General features: G+C 68.9%; 15 protein-coding genes and 2 pseudogenes. 12 read left to right on the plus strand and 5 right to left on the minus strand.

Translation table 11 applies throughout. The features are described from left to right. Positions 1-190: 190 nt before the first annotated feature. A pseudogene (locus AB0H81_RS11955) lies at positions 191-307 on the minus strand (DUF1259 domain-containing protein); the annotation flags it as partial. A 184-nt stretch (positions 308-491) separates the two neighbouring features. Here AB0H81_RS11955 and AB0H81_RS11960 point away from each other — a divergent pair. Beyond that, positions 492-851, plus strand: a complete 360-nt coding sequence (locus AB0H81_RS11960) for a hypothetical protein (protein ID WP_358372797.1) — start codon at positions 492-494, stop codon at positions 849-851. A gap of 187 nt (positions 852-1,038) precedes the next feature. Here the strand turns inward: AB0H81_RS11960 and AB0H81_RS11965 are convergent, their stop codons facing one another. After that, complete coding sequence (locus tag AB0H81_RS11965; protein WP_358372799.1) at positions 1,039-1,659, minus strand: DUF305 domain-containing protein; 621 nt, start codon at positions 1,657-1,659, stop codon at positions 1,039-1,041. Between the two features lie 291 nt (positions 1,660-1,950). Between AB0H81_RS11965 and AB0H81_RS11970 the strand changes: the two genes are divergently transcribed. From AB0H81_RS11970 to AB0H81_RS11980, 3 genes are all read left to right on the plus strand, one after another. Further along, on the plus strand, positions 1,951-2,319 hold the full coding sequence (locus tag AB0H81_RS11970; RefSeq protein ID WP_358372802.1) for a BlaI/MecI/CopY family transcriptional regulator: 369 nt from the start codon (positions 1,951-1,953) through the stop codon (positions 2,317-2,319). Beyond that, a complete protein-coding gene (locus AB0H81_RS11975; RefSeq protein ID WP_358372805.1) occupies positions 2,316-3,278 on the plus strand; it encodes a M56 family metallopeptidase in 963 nt (320 codons plus the stop codon). Before AB0H81_RS11970 ends, AB0H81_RS11975 begins: the two co-directional genes overlap by 4 nt. Before the next feature lie 67 nt (positions 3,279-3,345). After that, the gene (locus AB0H81_RS11980) at positions 3,346-4,230 is read left to right on the plus strand and encodes a F510_1955 family glycosylhydrolase (protein ID WP_358372808.1); all 885 of its coding nucleotides are present in this window, start codon (positions 3,346-3,348) and stop codon (positions 4,228-4,230) included. 53 nt (positions 4,231-4,283) lie between these two features. On the opposite strand, the gene AB0H81_RS11985 is transcribed toward AB0H81_RS11980, so the two are convergent. Then, positions 4,284-4,811, minus strand: coding sequence for a carboxymuconolactone decarboxylase family protein (locus AB0H81_RS11985; protein WP_358372811.1), 528 nt, complete (start codon positions 4,809-4,811; stop codon positions 4,284-4,286). A gap of 64 nt (positions 4,812-4,875) precedes the next feature. On the opposite strand from AB0H81_RS11985, the gene AB0H81_RS11990 reads away from it, so the two are divergent. The 6 genes and pseudogenes from AB0H81_RS11990 (at position 4,876) to AB0H81_RS12015 (ending at position 9,003) form a co-directional block, all read left to right on the plus strand. Then, complete coding sequence (locus AB0H81_RS11990; protein ID WP_358372813.1) at positions 4,876-5,619, plus strand: GNAT family N-acetyltransferase; 744 nt, start codon at positions 4,876-4,878, stop codon at positions 5,617-5,619. A 347-nt stretch (positions 5,620-5,966) separates the two neighbouring features. Beyond that, positions 5,967-6,053: pseudogene (locus AB0H81_RS11995) on the plus strand (SHOCT domain-containing protein); the annotation flags it as partial. Positions 6,054-6,064: 11 nt separating this feature from the next. Then, positions 6,065-6,436: a BlaI/MecI/CopY family transcriptional regulator gene (locus tag AB0H81_RS12000; protein ID WP_358372816.1), complete on the plus strand. Its 372-nt coding sequence runs from the start codon at positions 6,065-6,067 to the stop codon at positions 6,434-6,436. Beyond that, positions 6,433-7,383, plus strand: a complete 951-nt coding sequence (locus tag AB0H81_RS12005; RefSeq protein ID WP_358372819.1) for a M56 family metallopeptidase — start codon at positions 6,433-6,435, stop codon at positions 7,381-7,383. The genes AB0H81_RS12000 and AB0H81_RS12005 overlap by 4 nt, the downstream gene beginning before the upstream one ends. Positions 7,384-7,774: 391 nt before the next feature. Further along, positions 7,775-8,221 (plus strand): hypothetical protein, encoded by a 447-nt coding sequence (locus AB0H81_RS12010; protein WP_358372821.1) that lies wholly within the window; start codon positions 7,775-7,777, stop codon positions 8,219-8,221. 239 nt (positions 8,222-8,460) lie between these two features. Next, the gene (locus AB0H81_RS12015; RefSeq protein ID WP_358372824.1) at positions 8,461-9,003 is read left to right on the plus strand and encodes a DUF4396 domain-containing protein; all 543 of its coding nucleotides are present in this window, start codon (positions 8,461-8,463) and stop codon (positions 9,001-9,003) included. A gap of 102 nt (positions 9,004-9,105) precedes the next feature. On the opposite strand, the gene AB0H81_RS12020 is transcribed toward AB0H81_RS12015, so the two are convergent. Then, positions 9,106-9,267 (minus strand): heavy metal-associated domain-containing protein, encoded by a 162-nt coding sequence (locus tag AB0H81_RS12020; RefSeq protein ID WP_358372827.1) that lies wholly within the window; start codon positions 9,265-9,267, stop codon positions 9,106-9,108. Positions 9,268-9,517: 250 nt separating this feature from the next. On the opposite strand from AB0H81_RS12020, the gene AB0H81_RS12025 reads away from it, so the two are divergent. Beyond that, positions 9,518-10,486: a helix-turn-helix transcriptional regulator gene (locus AB0H81_RS12025; RefSeq protein WP_358372830.1), complete on the plus strand. Its 969-nt coding sequence runs from the start codon at positions 9,518-9,520 to the stop codon at positions 10,484-10,486. Positions 10,487-10,798: 312 nt separating this feature from the next. On the opposite strand, the gene AB0H81_RS12030 is transcribed toward AB0H81_RS12025, so the two are convergent. Further along, positions 10,799-10,936, minus strand: a complete 138-nt coding sequence (locus tag AB0H81_RS12030) for a hypothetical protein (protein WP_358372833.1) — start codon at positions 10,934-10,936, stop codon at positions 10,799-10,801. A gap of 608 nt (positions 10,937-11,544) precedes the next feature. Between AB0H81_RS12030 and AB0H81_RS12035 the strand changes: the two genes are divergently transcribed. Continuing rightward, entirely contained in the window at positions 11,545-13,356 is a 1,812-nt protein-coding gene (locus AB0H81_RS12035; RefSeq protein WP_358372835.1) for a sugar transferase, read from the plus strand. The last annotated feature ends 166 nt before the right edge of the window (positions 13,357-13,522 follow it).

Consider the following 13,522-nt stretch of genomic DNA (forward strand, 5'->3'; position numbering starts at 1 on the left):
TAGTGGAGGGCCCCCGGGCCCAGCAGGCGATCAACCTGGTGGTCCTGATCAACGCGGCCACTGTCGGCCTGGAGACCTCGCCGACGGTCATGGCACGCTACAGGGCCTGCTCACCGTGGTCGACCACGTGGCGTTGTACATCTTCGTGGCCGAGCTCCTGGCCAAGGTCTACGCCCACCGGCTGTCCTTCTCACGGGACCTGTGGCCATCGCTGAGGGTACTGCGCGATGCCGCTACGCTGCAGCGCGTCGGTCACCTTGCCCAACTCCGGCTCGGTGACCACCAGGTCGCCCATCACCATGGCCGAGCGTCGGCGTAACGAGCGAAGGCCGCATACGAGCCAACGCGAAGGCCGCCTTGATCGGCACCCCGTACGAGGTGACCTTCAGATCGGCGCGGGGGAAGCCGACCCGGTACACGGTGCCGTCCTTGGACAGCTTGCCGGCCCGGCCCAACGCCGGGCCGCACCCTGCCAGTCGGCCTAGGTCCTCTTGACCATCTGGATCGGCCCTTGTTGTCCGGCCTGCTCATGCCCGGCGGGTGAGGCGGCGGCCATGTGCTCGCCGCCACTCGCGGCCGAACCGCACCCGGCCGGCACGACCGGCCTCTGCGCGTTCGGCGTCTGTTGCAGGTGCGAGTTCTCGCAAGTGCGCGGCTGCCACCGGTATCCGATGATTCGAGCCCAGGCGGATCTACTGAGCCAGTACGCGGAAGACCTCGCGAATGAGGCGCCCGGACGTGCCATGGAGATCCTCGAACGCGCCCGGCTCCTGGATCCCGATGTGGAGGAGACCTATGTCCGCATCATGCGGCTGCGCGATCAGATGGCTCGGTTTGAGGCGGTTACGTGACCTGGGGTTCAGCGACGAATCCTTTACCTTCCCGGGGCTTGCTGCAGGCATGCGCGCCTGGGCGAACGCCGTGCCGCTAACTATGTCGCGTAGTGGCGTATCTCCTTGTTGATCACGGGGTGAGGCTCAAGGCGGAGGGGCGCCCGCAAGAGGCGCCGGACGTCCGTCGCGGGCGTCCGGCACGCGGTCAGAGCCGGTTCTGTATCGTGCGCATCTGCTCGATCTCGGCCTGCTGCGATGCGGCGATGCTCTTGGCGAGCTCTTTGGCGTCGGGGTTCTGGCCCTGTGCTTGCTCGATCTCGGCCATGTGGATCGCGCCCTCGTGGTGGGCGATCATCATGCGGACGAACTGCTTGTCGAACGCGGCGCCCTTGGCGTCCTTGAGCTTGTCCATGTCCTCGGCGGACATCATGCCGGGCATGCCGTGGTCCATGTGTCCCATACCGGTGGGCTCGGGCTTGCCCCACTCCTCGAGCCAGCCCCGCATGGTCTTGATCTCCGGCGCTTGGGCATCCTTGATCTTCGTTGCGAGTTCCTTGATCTCAGGATCGCTCGCGCGGGTCTCGGCCAGCTCGGCCATCTCGACGGCCTGCTCGTGGTGCGGGATCATCATCTGCGCGAACATCACGTCCGCGTCATTGAACGAGGCTCCAGGCTGCGTGGTGGCCATGTTCGCGACATCGCCGATGGGCGGCGCGGCTTGCCCTGGAGGTGAGCCACTGTTGCATGCCGTGAGCAGGACGAGCGCGCCGGCTCCCGCAGCCGCGGCGGATGAGATGCGCTTGGTGATCGATCGGTTGATGGGCATCGTTGACCCCCGTGGATGGGTGCGGGCATTGCCTCCGTCATGACATGACGGGCTAAATGCTTCGTACGCACCATCTCGACCGAGGCTCCGCTCCACCATGGGCATGACCACCTCGCCCACCGGAAATACCGGCGTGGCCGACCTTCCGTGCTGTTGCTCATCCGTCCCCCTGCAGAGAGGTGGATACCCTCACCTGCGCCAACTAGTGATGGCCTGCCGCATCAGGCAAGCCGGCTGTCTACGACCGCCAGTAGCATGAACAGGGTCCTGCTGTTCAGAAAGGTTGACGTTGTGCGCGGTCTCGGAGAGCTGGAATCTACGATCATGGACCGCATGTGGTCCTACCGCCGGCCGGCGTCCGTGCGCGACGTGCTGGAGGACCTCCGCCGCGAGCGGGAGATCGCCTACACGACCGTGATGACCGTGATGGACAAGCTGCACACGAAGGGCCTGCTCAAGCGGGAGGCCGTCGGCAAGGCGTACATCTACCAGTCGGTCTCCTCCAAGGAGGCCTACACCGCCGACCAGATGCGCGAGTCGCTGGCCCGCAGCGGCAACCAGGCCGCCACGCTCGTCCACTTCCTGGAGCGCCTGTCGCCCGAGGAGGCCGACGCCCTGGAGGCGGCGCTGAAGGTGTTCCCGCCGAAGGGCCGCGTATGATCACGGCGATCGTGCCCGCCGCTGTGCTGACGATCTATGCGATCATCGCCGCGGTCGTGCTGCCCCGGCTGCTGGGCGAGGCGAAGTGGGCCGATCGGGCGCCCCGGCTGGCGATCGCGGTGTGGCAGGCGGCCTGTGCGTCGGTGATCGTCTCCGTGCTGCTCGCCGTGTTCGTGCTCGCCGTCCCCGCGGCGGTCGTGGGTCATGGTCTGGCCGAGTTCTTCGCGGCGTGCGAGGAGATGCTGACGGACGGCCCCGACCTGATCATGGCGACGATGGGCTCCGGTGCCGCCGTCGCCGGCGCGCTGATCGTTCGTGTCGCCTGGTGCGCCGTCTCCGTGCTGACCGGCGCCCGCGCCGAGCGGCGCCGCCACGCCGAGATGCTCGCCTTGCTCGGCCGCCACGACGGCGCGCTGAACGCGATCGTCGTGGACTTCGACGAGCGCCTCGCGTACTGCGTGCCCGGACGTCGCGGCAGAGCGGTGATCACCACGGGTGCGTTGCGCGATCTCAGCGAGGAGGAGGCCGCGGCCGTGCTCGCGCACGAGCGGGCGCACCTGCGCGGCCGTCATCATCTCGTGCTGGCCTTCGGCGAGGTCCTCGCCCGGGCGTTCCCGGGGGTTCCGCTGTTCGAGCGGGCCAGAACGGAGCTGGCTCGCCTGGTCGAGCTGCTGGCCGACGACCTGGCCGCCCGCCGTCATCCCCGCATCGTCATCGCTGCCGCGCTGGTGCGCCTGGCCACCGGCCGTGCGCCCGCCTTCACCCTCGGGGCCGGCGGCGAGACCGCACTGATCCGCGTACGACGCATGCTCACCCCGGAACCGCCCCTCGACCGCCGAGGACGCCTCACCGGGGCGCTGGCGGTTGGGCTCCTGCTCGCAGGACCGGCCATGGTGGCCCTCGTGCCAGGCCTTGTGTCGTTGCTCGCGCACCACTGCCACGAGCTCCTCTTCGCCTGAGCGCTATCAACGACGTTACGTAGTAGATGCGGATAGGCTTGGCCTGTCCATCCCCTACAACGAGGTCATGTCCATGCGCGTCAACCATTGCAGGGTCAGGGCGGCGGGGACGCTGCTGGTCGCGGCGGCGATGTCGGCAGCCGTGGCCGGTTGCGGCGAGCAACCGCAGAAGAGCGCCCATGGCGCGGATCCGGGCATCGGGCACATCCACGGTCTGGGCGTCGACCCGGCCGATGGAGCGCTTTATGTCGCCGGCCATTACGGGCTGTTCAAGGTCAAGAACGGCACGCAGGCCGAGCGGGTCGCCGGCCGCGTTCAGGATCACATGGGATTCACGGTGGCAGGCCCCCGCACCTTCCTGGCCAGCGGTCACCCGGGCGAAGCGGCCGTCGATGCCGCACCGCATCTGGGACTGATCCGTACCACCGATGCAGGGCAGTCCTGGACCACGGTGTCCGAGGCGGGAACGGCCGACTTCCACGCTCTGCAACCGGCCGGAGAGGCCCTCTACGCCTACGACAGCCAGTCCGGCAGGCTCCGCCGGAGCACAGACGGAGGGCAGACGTGGACGCAAGGTGCCGAGGAGAAAGTCATCGACCTCGCCGCCGGCGCCGACGAGCCCACGACCGTCTACGCCACCACGCCGGAGGGGGTGAAGGTCAGCGGAAACGGCGGCATGGAGTTCGACCCGGTGGCCGGCGCACCACTCCTGAGTCACCTTGACCAGCCGGCGAAGGGCTTCCTCGTGGGCACCGGAGCGGACGGCCTTCTGCACACCAGCGGCGACGGCGGGAAGACATGGCGGAACGGCGGCAAGCTCCCCGGCGCCGCTGTGGCCTTCACCGCGATCCACACCAAGCGTCTGCTGGCCGCGACCGAGGATGGCACGGTCCTGGAGTCGAAGGATGGGGGCGAGACCTTCGCCACGGTCTTCAGGTCGGCGAACGGCTGAAATACGCCATCCGCCAGGGTTCCCCCGTACGTGGGACCCCTGGCATGGACGCCCTATGCCGCCGGCTCGGTCGGCTCCAGGCCGGCCAGCAGATTGAAGGAGCCGGTCAGCAGGTTGAGCGCGACCAGGCCGGGGAGCTCGGCGATGATCCGGTCGCTCCAGCCGTGCGCGCGCAGGTCGGCGACGTCCTGGTCGCTGAGCGAGGACGGCTCGGCCAGCACGCGGACGGCGACGGCGATGAGCGCGGCCTCGCGGGCGTCGGTCGAGGTGCCCTGGCGGGCCAGCGCGATGTCCGTCTCGCTCAGCCCCGCCGCCCGGGCGCCCGCAGTGTGGGCGTCGAGGCACAGGCCGCAACCGATCCACTCCTGGACGGCGAGCGAGATCTTCTCACTGAGGGTGCGGGGCAGCTTGGTGCGCTTCATGGCGCGTGAGAAGTCGAGGTAGCCCTGGAGCAGCGCGGGGGAGTGGGCCATGGTGGCGACCATCTCGCCGACGCCGCCCCTCCTGTCGATGATGTCGTCGAGCAGCTGGCGTGATTTCCCGGGCGCGTCGGCGGGGGGGAGGGCGGTCAGGCGTCGCATGGGTTACCTCCTCAGGAGTAAGGTGACGACACTATACCCCCCCACCGTATAAGGAGAGGCCAAGATGAAACCCGAAGAACGGCTGGCCGAGCACCTGGCCCACTGGCTCGGCGCGTGGCCGCCCGTTTCCAGACTCGACGTCGTCGGCGAGCCCGCTCGGGGGCGGCCCGGCTGGGACGGCCGGCTCCATCCGGTCATCGGGGTGGCGACGCCCGAAGGCGGGGTGCTGTCGGTCCCGCCGCAGCATGTCGAGCCGGTCGCGCTGCGGTACGCCGCCGACGGCCATGACCTCGCGGTGACGGGGCCCCGGGTTCCTGCCCTGGTGGGGTATCCGGAGCGGGGATGGTTCACCGCCGTGTATCGATGGACAGGCCGGCCCACGGTCCTGCCCCAGATCGGCGTATGGGTCGCCGCGGACGACCCCGACGTCCCGGCGTGGCTGCAGCCCTTCGGCGGTGACGTGCTGGTCGTCCGGGATCACGAGACCGGGACGCACCTGGCGGGCGCGGGGATCAAACGGCACGACGCGTACGGGCATGAGCTGGCGGTCGTGACGGCTCCCGAGGCGCGGGGACGCGGACTGGCGCGTGGGCTCGTCGCCCAGGCCGCCCGGCGGGTGCTCGACGAAGGGGCGGTGCCCACGTACATGCACGCCCCGGACAACCACGCCTCGGCTGCCGTCGCCAGGGCGGCCGGCTTCGACGACAGCGGATGGACGGCGTTCGGCCTGACGGAGGAAGCAGCGATCGCGTCTGTACCCGTCGGAACCCCCCAGCGGCGAGGAGATGCGCGCCGCGGTGAAGCGTGAGCGGCTGCCGACTGCCCGGGATAAGCCCAAGAAGAACGAGCGATGGGCGTGCGCCGGCTTGCACGTTCGTAGGGACTTTCGGCCCTCCTTGGCGGTACAGCGTCCGTGGCACCGTGTGCTTGTCAGGAGATTTCCGCCGGTCGTGCACGGCAGGGGGCGGCGTCGGCACTACGTGGTGGGGCGCAGCAGTCGCCGGCGCGGGGGGCTCATTGGCCCCTTCGACTCGGGCAGCGGAGACCTGAGGAATAGATTGGCCTTTGGGGCTTCGCTGAAAGTGCGGTGCGGTCCCTCGGGGGTGACCGTGATGTGCGACATGGGTGTGATGGCAGCAGCCGCCGCTGGGCGTCGCGCAGGAAGAACTGCGCCGCCGGTACGTGGCCGGTCAGATCGAGCGCGAAGAGTTCCTGCAGCGCAAGGTTGACCTGGAGTCGTAAGGAGAGTCGCGGTGCGCGGATTCGGTGAACTGGAGGCCGCGATCATGGACGTGATGTGGGCCGCCGAAGCGGCGCTGCCCGTGCGAGAGGTCCTGAATCGGCTGCGTCCCGACCGTGAGCCGGCCTTCACCACGGTCCAGACGGTCATGGACATCCTGTACCGCAAAGGGTGGGTGGACCGCCGGCTCGAGGGGCGTGGCTACCGCTACTGGGCCACGGCCGGCAGGGACGACTACGTGGCCGGTCTGATGTCCAGCGCCCTGGAGTCCAGCCCGGACCGTGCCGCCGCGCTCGCACGGTTCGTCGAGCGGATGAACCAGGCCGAGATCGAGGAGCTGCGGGCCGCCCTGGAGGCCGCTCGGACGGGGGAGTCGCCGCCATGAACACGGCGATGCTGCTGCTGACCTATGCGGTCGTGCTGGGCGCGGTGGCACCGGCGATGCTCCAGCGGGCCTCGTGGGTGGAGCGGGCGCCGCGGCTGGCGATAGCCGCCTGGCGCTCCCTGATGGTCGCGGTGCCCGGCGCGGCGTTGCTGGCCGGGCTGACGATGGTGGTGCCCGCCAGCCCGGTCGGCGTCCAGCTGGCCCGGGCGCTCAACGGCTGCGTGATGATGCTGCACGAGTCGTACGCCACCCCGCAAAGAGTGTTGACCGTCATGGTCGCCCTGCTGCTCTCTGTCGCGATCATCACGCGGGTGACGTACGGCGTCGGCGTGGAGCTGGGTCGTGCCTGGTGGGAGCGGCGCCGGCACATGGCCGTGCTGCGGATGGTGGCCCGGCGCGATGTCCGGCTCGGCGTCCTGGTGGTCCATCATCGCGCGGCCATCGCCTATTGCCTGCCGGGTCGTGGTGGCTCCATCGTGCTGAGCAGCTCCGCCCTGTCCGCTCTCGGCGACCGGCGGCTGGCGGCGGTGCTCGCCCACGAACGGGCTCACCTACGTGGCCGTCATCACCTGCTCACCGCACTCGCCAGGGGCCTCAGGCGGGCCTTTCCGCTCATCACCCTGTTCGCCACGGCCGAACGGGAGATCGACCGGCTGGCCGAGCTGGCGGCCGACGACGCCGCCGTCCACGCATCCGACCGGCTGACGGTCGCCGATGCCCTGCTCACGCTGGCCGACGATCGCGTGATACCGGGGCCCGCTCTGGGGGGCGCCGCTCATGACACAGGGCAGCGGGTCCGCCGGCTGCTGCAGCGCACACCCCCGTTGCGCCCGGCCGTCACCCTGGCCATTGTTCTCCTGGCCTGGACGGCGATGGCGGCACCTGTGGTGGCCGCGGTCATGCCTGCTGTGTCGACGATCGGCATCGATTGCTGCCCCACGCGCTGATGCACTCGCCATCGAGCCGCCGACTCGGTGAGCTTCCTCGATTCGCCTAAGTTGCTTAGGTGTAACGAGGGCGCACCGGGGCACACCTTGGGGTGGCGTCTGATGAGCGTGACGCACGCCGACCAGGTTCGGCGCAGCCTGACATGGGTGCGCTCACCGCATCAGCCACCGCGGCGGCGGCGTCACTGTTTGGACCCCGGGTTGGTGGCCGCCGCCGCGGCTCTCGTCCTGGTGGGATGCGTCTACGGCCTCGTGTCGGACGCGCAGGGCCGCCGCCACAGGTCGCCTCGACGTCCTCGTCAATGGGAAGCCGGTCCCCGTGGCGGCCGGTATCGGGGTGGACCCGAAGAGCGGGAACATGTCCACGCCGCACACCCATGACACTCGCGGTGTGATCCACATCGAGACCGACAAGCGGGGTGCGACCTACACCCTGGGCCAGCTGTTCAAGGAGTGGGGCGTCGCTCTGACCTCCAGCCGGATCGGTGCGCTCAAGACAGGGGGAGGTGAGACGCTGGGCGCTTACGTCAACGGGAAGAAGACGGGCGGCGACCCGGCCGCCATCCTGCTCGAGCCGCACATGCAGATCGCCCTCGTCTTCGGCGCACACAACCCCTCCGTCACTCCTCCGGCCACCCATCAGTTCGCGCCCGGCGAACAGCGCCGTACCGCGGCTCCTGAGCTCGACGCCAGTTGTGATCAGACAGGGGAGCCCCGGGCGGGCCGGCATGCGTTCGAGGTCGACGACGCTCGCCGTGATGGCCGAGTCCTGGCCTCGGTGCTCGGTCAGCGCGCAGATGAGCCGGTGCGGTTGCAGGCAACATCGAAAGCGGTGTGACGGACCCCCGACGCCCAGTGCGGGCCGCTCGCCTCCAGGGCCGCCATGCCGCGCTCCTTGAGGTTCACGGTCGCGCCGACCTGCTACCGCGGCCCAGTCGGGTTGCCTCGCGGCTGTGGGTTCCGAGTGCCCTGCTCGGCGTTCCGTCATGAGCTGTAGCCGGAGAGCACTTGCCAGATACCCATAGGGGGTATACCTTCGGGCAAGCACTGACATTTGCGCAACGTTCTGGAGTAGTCATGACCGAGCAGCACCACCACGACCACGCCGGACACGACCACGCCGGACACCGCGCGGCGGAGCACCACGGGCACCAGCACTCTGCGCATGCCGGCGGTCCGGGCAAGGTGTCCTGGCGTACGGCGGCGTCCGCGACCCTGCACTGCCTCACCGGATGCGCCATCGGCGAGGTCCTCGGCCTCGTGATCGCCACGGCGCTCGGCTGGACCACCGCGCCGTCCATCGCCCTGGCCGTGGTGCTCGCATTCTTCTTCGGCTACCTGCTCACCTTGCTCCCCCTGCGCAAGGCGGGGGTGAGCTGGGGCACCGCGATCAAGCTGGCGCTGGCCGCGGACACCGTGTCGATCATCGTCATGGAGATCGTGGACAACGGCGTGATGCTGGTCATCCCCGGCGCCATGGACGCCGGGCTGACCTCCGGGCTGTTCTGGGGCGCTCTCGCGGTCGCCCTGGGCGTCGCCTTCGTCGTCACCACGCCGATCAACAAGTGGATCATCGGCCGGGGCAAGGGACACGCGGTCGTCCACGCATACCACCACTGACCCGCGTGCCTGCCCGACAGGGGCGAAAGCATCGCGGCCGCAGCCATCCGGCTGCGGCCGCATGCAGGGGCACCACCCTCTCGCGTTCTGGAAGCGTGCCCCCTACCGCGGGATCACCCCGCAGCCCGCCGCCTCCATCGCCGTACGGATCGCCGCATCGTCGACAGGGCCGTCGGTGAGGATGCTGATCCGTGAAGTAGCCGGTGTGACATCCACTCCGACGACACCGGGCACCTGGATGAGCTCCGCCTTGATGTCGGCCACACAGTGATCGCAGGCGTCCGGGAGGAGGCCGGTGACCTGGTATGCGACAAGACTGTAAGCAACAGTGATCATGAGAGGTCTCCCTTCGACAGCGTGAGTCGCTCGCTCACGATCGTCGCGGAGCGCGGGGCCGGACGGAATGCGGGAGCGGTGTCCACAGCGCGCCATGGCGTGAAACGGAAGCCCCCGCGCCGGGCGGGGGACAAGCACCTGCCGTCGTTCGGAGAGGCCGGGAAGAGGTGGAGGACGAGTGCCGAACGCAGCCGATGACGAAGTCGCCAGGACCCTCTACGCCCGCATGCGGGAGCGGAACGAGTCACTGCCCGAGGCGGCCGCGGCCATGGACCTGACCGCGGCCGAGGTGGCCCGTGCTCGTGAGGCGCTTGATCGGCTTCACCTCCTGCACACGGAGACCGGCACATCCGTGGAGGCGGTCGCGGCGCTCGGGCGCACTCTCCAGGAAAGCCACCGCCTGCTGGACCGCCTCGTGGAGCAGCAGGTCAAGGCGGCCGCGCTGGCAGGCGGATACCTGACCCTGCCCGGCCGGCCGGATGAGAACGCGCACGTGGAGTTCTTCCCCCGCCAGGACACGCGCGGACGGCTCAGCAGGCGGATGTCCGAGCTGAGCGAGCTGGCCAGGGACGAGATCGTGGGCATGCACCCGGTCGCCGTCTGGGCCCGTGAGTCGCTGGAGGAGGCGCTGGCACGCAACGAGCTCGTGATCGCCAAGGGTGTGCGGGTGCGCAGCCTCCATGCTCAGCGTGCCTTCGGTGATCCGTTGCTGCGGGAATTCGCGCGGACGTGGGTACGGGCGGGCATGGAGGTGCGAGGGGCGCCGGTGATCCCGACGCGGATGCTCATCTACGACAGGCACACGGCGATCATCCAGGCGAACCCTGGCGACCTGGAGGCGGGAGCCGTGCTGATCCGTGGTGGCGCGGTGGTGCGATCGCTGGCGGCGATCTACGACTACTGCTGGATGACCGCCTCGGAGCTCAGCGACGTGCCTCACTCATCCGACTTCGGCGCGCTCACCGACCAGCAGCGCGCCGTCCTCCGGATGCTGGCGGTCGGGACCAAGGACTCCGCCATCGCCCGCAGCCTGGGCGTTTCCACCCGTACGGTCACTCGGGTGGTCGGCGAGCTGACCGCGATGCTCGGGGCGACCAGCCGCTTCCAGGCAGGCGTACGCGCGGCCCGGCTGGGCTGGCTCGACTAGAGCTTGTATACGCCCCTTGTGCTGGGGCAAGGTCGCCAGGCTCTGTGGCTTGCGCCGGACAGGGAGGCTGGCGTGGCGATCGGGGTACAGGAGATCCGTTGACACGGCAGGGACGGCACCTGTTCACGGTGAAGCGGCCTCGCGGGTTTCGGGGAGGTAGGCGCAACCGGAGATGCGGTCGGCGAGCGCCTTCGGTCGTGCAGCACCACTTGGACCCGGCATCGTCACAGAAGCCTCCGGCCCTCGAGTGAGGGCCGGAGGCCGATTTCCGTGTTTGCCGACTCTGCGGCTAGAGCTTCCGGTGGGGCTGGTCTACCACCACCAGCCGCCGCCGCCCCAGCCCCAGCCTCCGCCGCCCCACCAGCGACGGCGGCAGCCACCGCCCCACCAGCGGCGACGGCGCCACCCGCCGCCCTGCTCGAAGCCGACGTTAGACGTATACCTAGCCATTTTTCCTCCCCGTGGGCTAGGCGACCCAGATTTGAACATTACGCCCATATGTGGACATATCGCGATGTCAGAGTGCATCTCTGACGGTCAGTCTTCTGACTCTTGCCGTCGCGCCAAACCGCCCTTGACCCAACAGGGGGCGTATAGAAAGCAGGAGCATCCATGGGGGATTGGCCGGTGGGGTCGTGGTTCCGGCGGACGTGAGTTGCGCGAGATCGATGTCGAGCTACTGCGCCGCTGGTCGTGGCGACAGCCTGCAGTGGGTTACGGCACTGTTCGGCTATGGGATGTCGCGGAAGTCTCGCCACATTGATCCAACTCCATCTTGCGGTAGGGCTGGTGACTTGTACTTCGGTTCACGGGGTGACACCCCCGTTGCTCCGGCCAGAGGGCCTCGGCAGCTTGTCGGCATTCCGCGGGTGGGAGCTGATCCGTTAGAGTCGCGGGAGCGTTTGCTCGGAGTGATGGGGTTGAGGAGACATCGCCGCGGACGATCTGCCGCCCGTCGGGGCAGCGCAATTCACCCCGGAGATCTGGGTCAGCGCGGGGAAAGGCGTCCGGGAGACCGCTGACGATCTGGCCTGCGGCGTGGACGCGTTCTGCCGGCGATGGGCGAGCGGCCCTTCGGTCAGGATGATCTGGGCCGGGCGCTGTTCGAGGGGGATTCCGAGGCAGGCATACCCGGGTTCGCCCGACTGCGTGATGACCTGCTGGCGGATCTGGTCGTGGCGGTGAACCTGCTACGCCGGATGGCCGCCGGGTTGGTCGTCACCGGGGACACGTATGCCGAAGCCGAGGCGGCGAACGACGGAACCCCGTACGTGCGATCGCGGCCGAAATGGCTGACGGATCCGGAGGAGTACAAGCCTGAGCCGGGCCCCGGCGGCCTGCCGACGACCACGCCACCACCTGGCTTCGTGAGCCAGGCGATCTGGTTCCTCGAGTCTGTGGGATTCGGCTCCGCGTGGCCGGATGGCGATCTCGACGGCGTGACACGGCTGCGGGATGCCGCGATGGCGGTGGGACGCGTGGTCGGCGACGTTCAGGAGCAGATCGAAGGACAGGCCGGGCGGGTGACCGGGGCCGGGTTCGGGCCGGCCACGGCCACGTTCGGACGGGCCGCGCGGGCGGTGCACGGCGAGTTGGGGCATCTGGCGGACCTGCGGTGGCGGTGGCGGTGCGAGCATCTCGCCTACTGCGGCCAGATCGCCCATGACGCGATCGTCAAGGCCAGGTGGCGATTCGTGGCGTCCGCGGCGTTCGTGCTGACGCTGATGCTCGTCGCAAAGCTCCTGGCTCCTCGGCTCGGCCCGCTCCTCGACATTGTGGTGAGAAGGCTTCTCCGAGCGGAGGGCCTGGCACTGCGGATCATCTTGCTGATCATCCGGCAGGCCGCGCTCGGTGCGATGTTCTCCGGCGGACTGAGCGCGATCGACCAGTTGTTCGCCACCGGCGACATCGATGCGGTGCGGCTCGTTCGGGATCTGTTCCACGGAGCGCTCGCCGGCGGTTTGATGGCCGGTGCGCACGCCGCGCTGCCCGCGCTTCTACGCCGGGGCGGGCCTGCGCTCACCGGCCTGGCCGAGGCCATGGAGTCGGCCACATGGGAGCGGGCATTCTCCCGGATCCTGGTCGGCGGGGCGGTGAGCACAACCGTGCTGGCGACCGCGGGATGGGCCAGCGGGGCCGGCTGGAATGGGAAGCACGCCGCTGAGATGGGGTTCGGCATGGCCGTTCTCAGTACCGGCGCGGCACTCGCCTCCCGAACCTGGCGTGCCCCGAGCTATGCGAGCCTGACGGGCAGAGCCTGGAAGCAGAGTCCGGCCAAGCGGTGGCATGACGTCAAGTGGGCCTTGGGGATTCTTCTCATCACCGCTCCTGCGGTCTCGGCCTTCGCGCTCGCCAAGTTCGTCGAGGACAGGAAGAATCCCTTCTTCCTGCAGAAACGGGTGGGCCAGTTCGGCCGCCTGTTCGACATGGCCAAGGGCCGTTCGATGAGCACGACCCTGGGTAAGGACAGCAGCCTCGGCGGATCGGATTCGCGGCGGACAGCGGTTGGCAGAATGTGGGCGAAGACCAGTCTCGATGGGTTTGTCCAACTGGCCTACAACGTCCTCTATAAGGGTGACATGTCGGTCGTGAACGACCGGCCGCTCTTGGCCGCCACCAGGCAGGAGGCAAGAGAAGTCCTCGGCCCCATCCTGGGTTCGCGTTGGGACGAAGCGGATCTGGCTGGAAAGCCCGGACTGTTCGGCCCGTTCCCCAACAAGACCATCGAGCTCGGTCTCAAGCCGAAGACCGTTGCGTTCGACGTTCAACGAGGTTTCACGGGCCTCTGGCACGACAGAAACGCGAGCCTGCGTTCGGACCGCAATATCCTCTGGGAGTTCATCTCCACTTACGTGCAGCGCATCTCCTAGTCTCGACGCCGCAGCGCTCAACGCCTGCGCCGTGACCGCACTTCGACGCGTCGTCCACGCACGACATGCGGATGTGTGCGCCACAGGAGGCGGACATCCCAGGACTGTGATGTCCATCGCTGTACCTGATCGGCAGGACGCCGGCATCGGCCCCGCAGTACGCTCG

The sequence above is a fragment of the Nonomuraea sp. NPDC050691 genome, assembly GCF_040654455.1.
Classification (GTDB): Bacteria; Actinomycetota; Actinomycetes; order Streptosporangiales; family Streptosporangiaceae; genus Nonomuraea.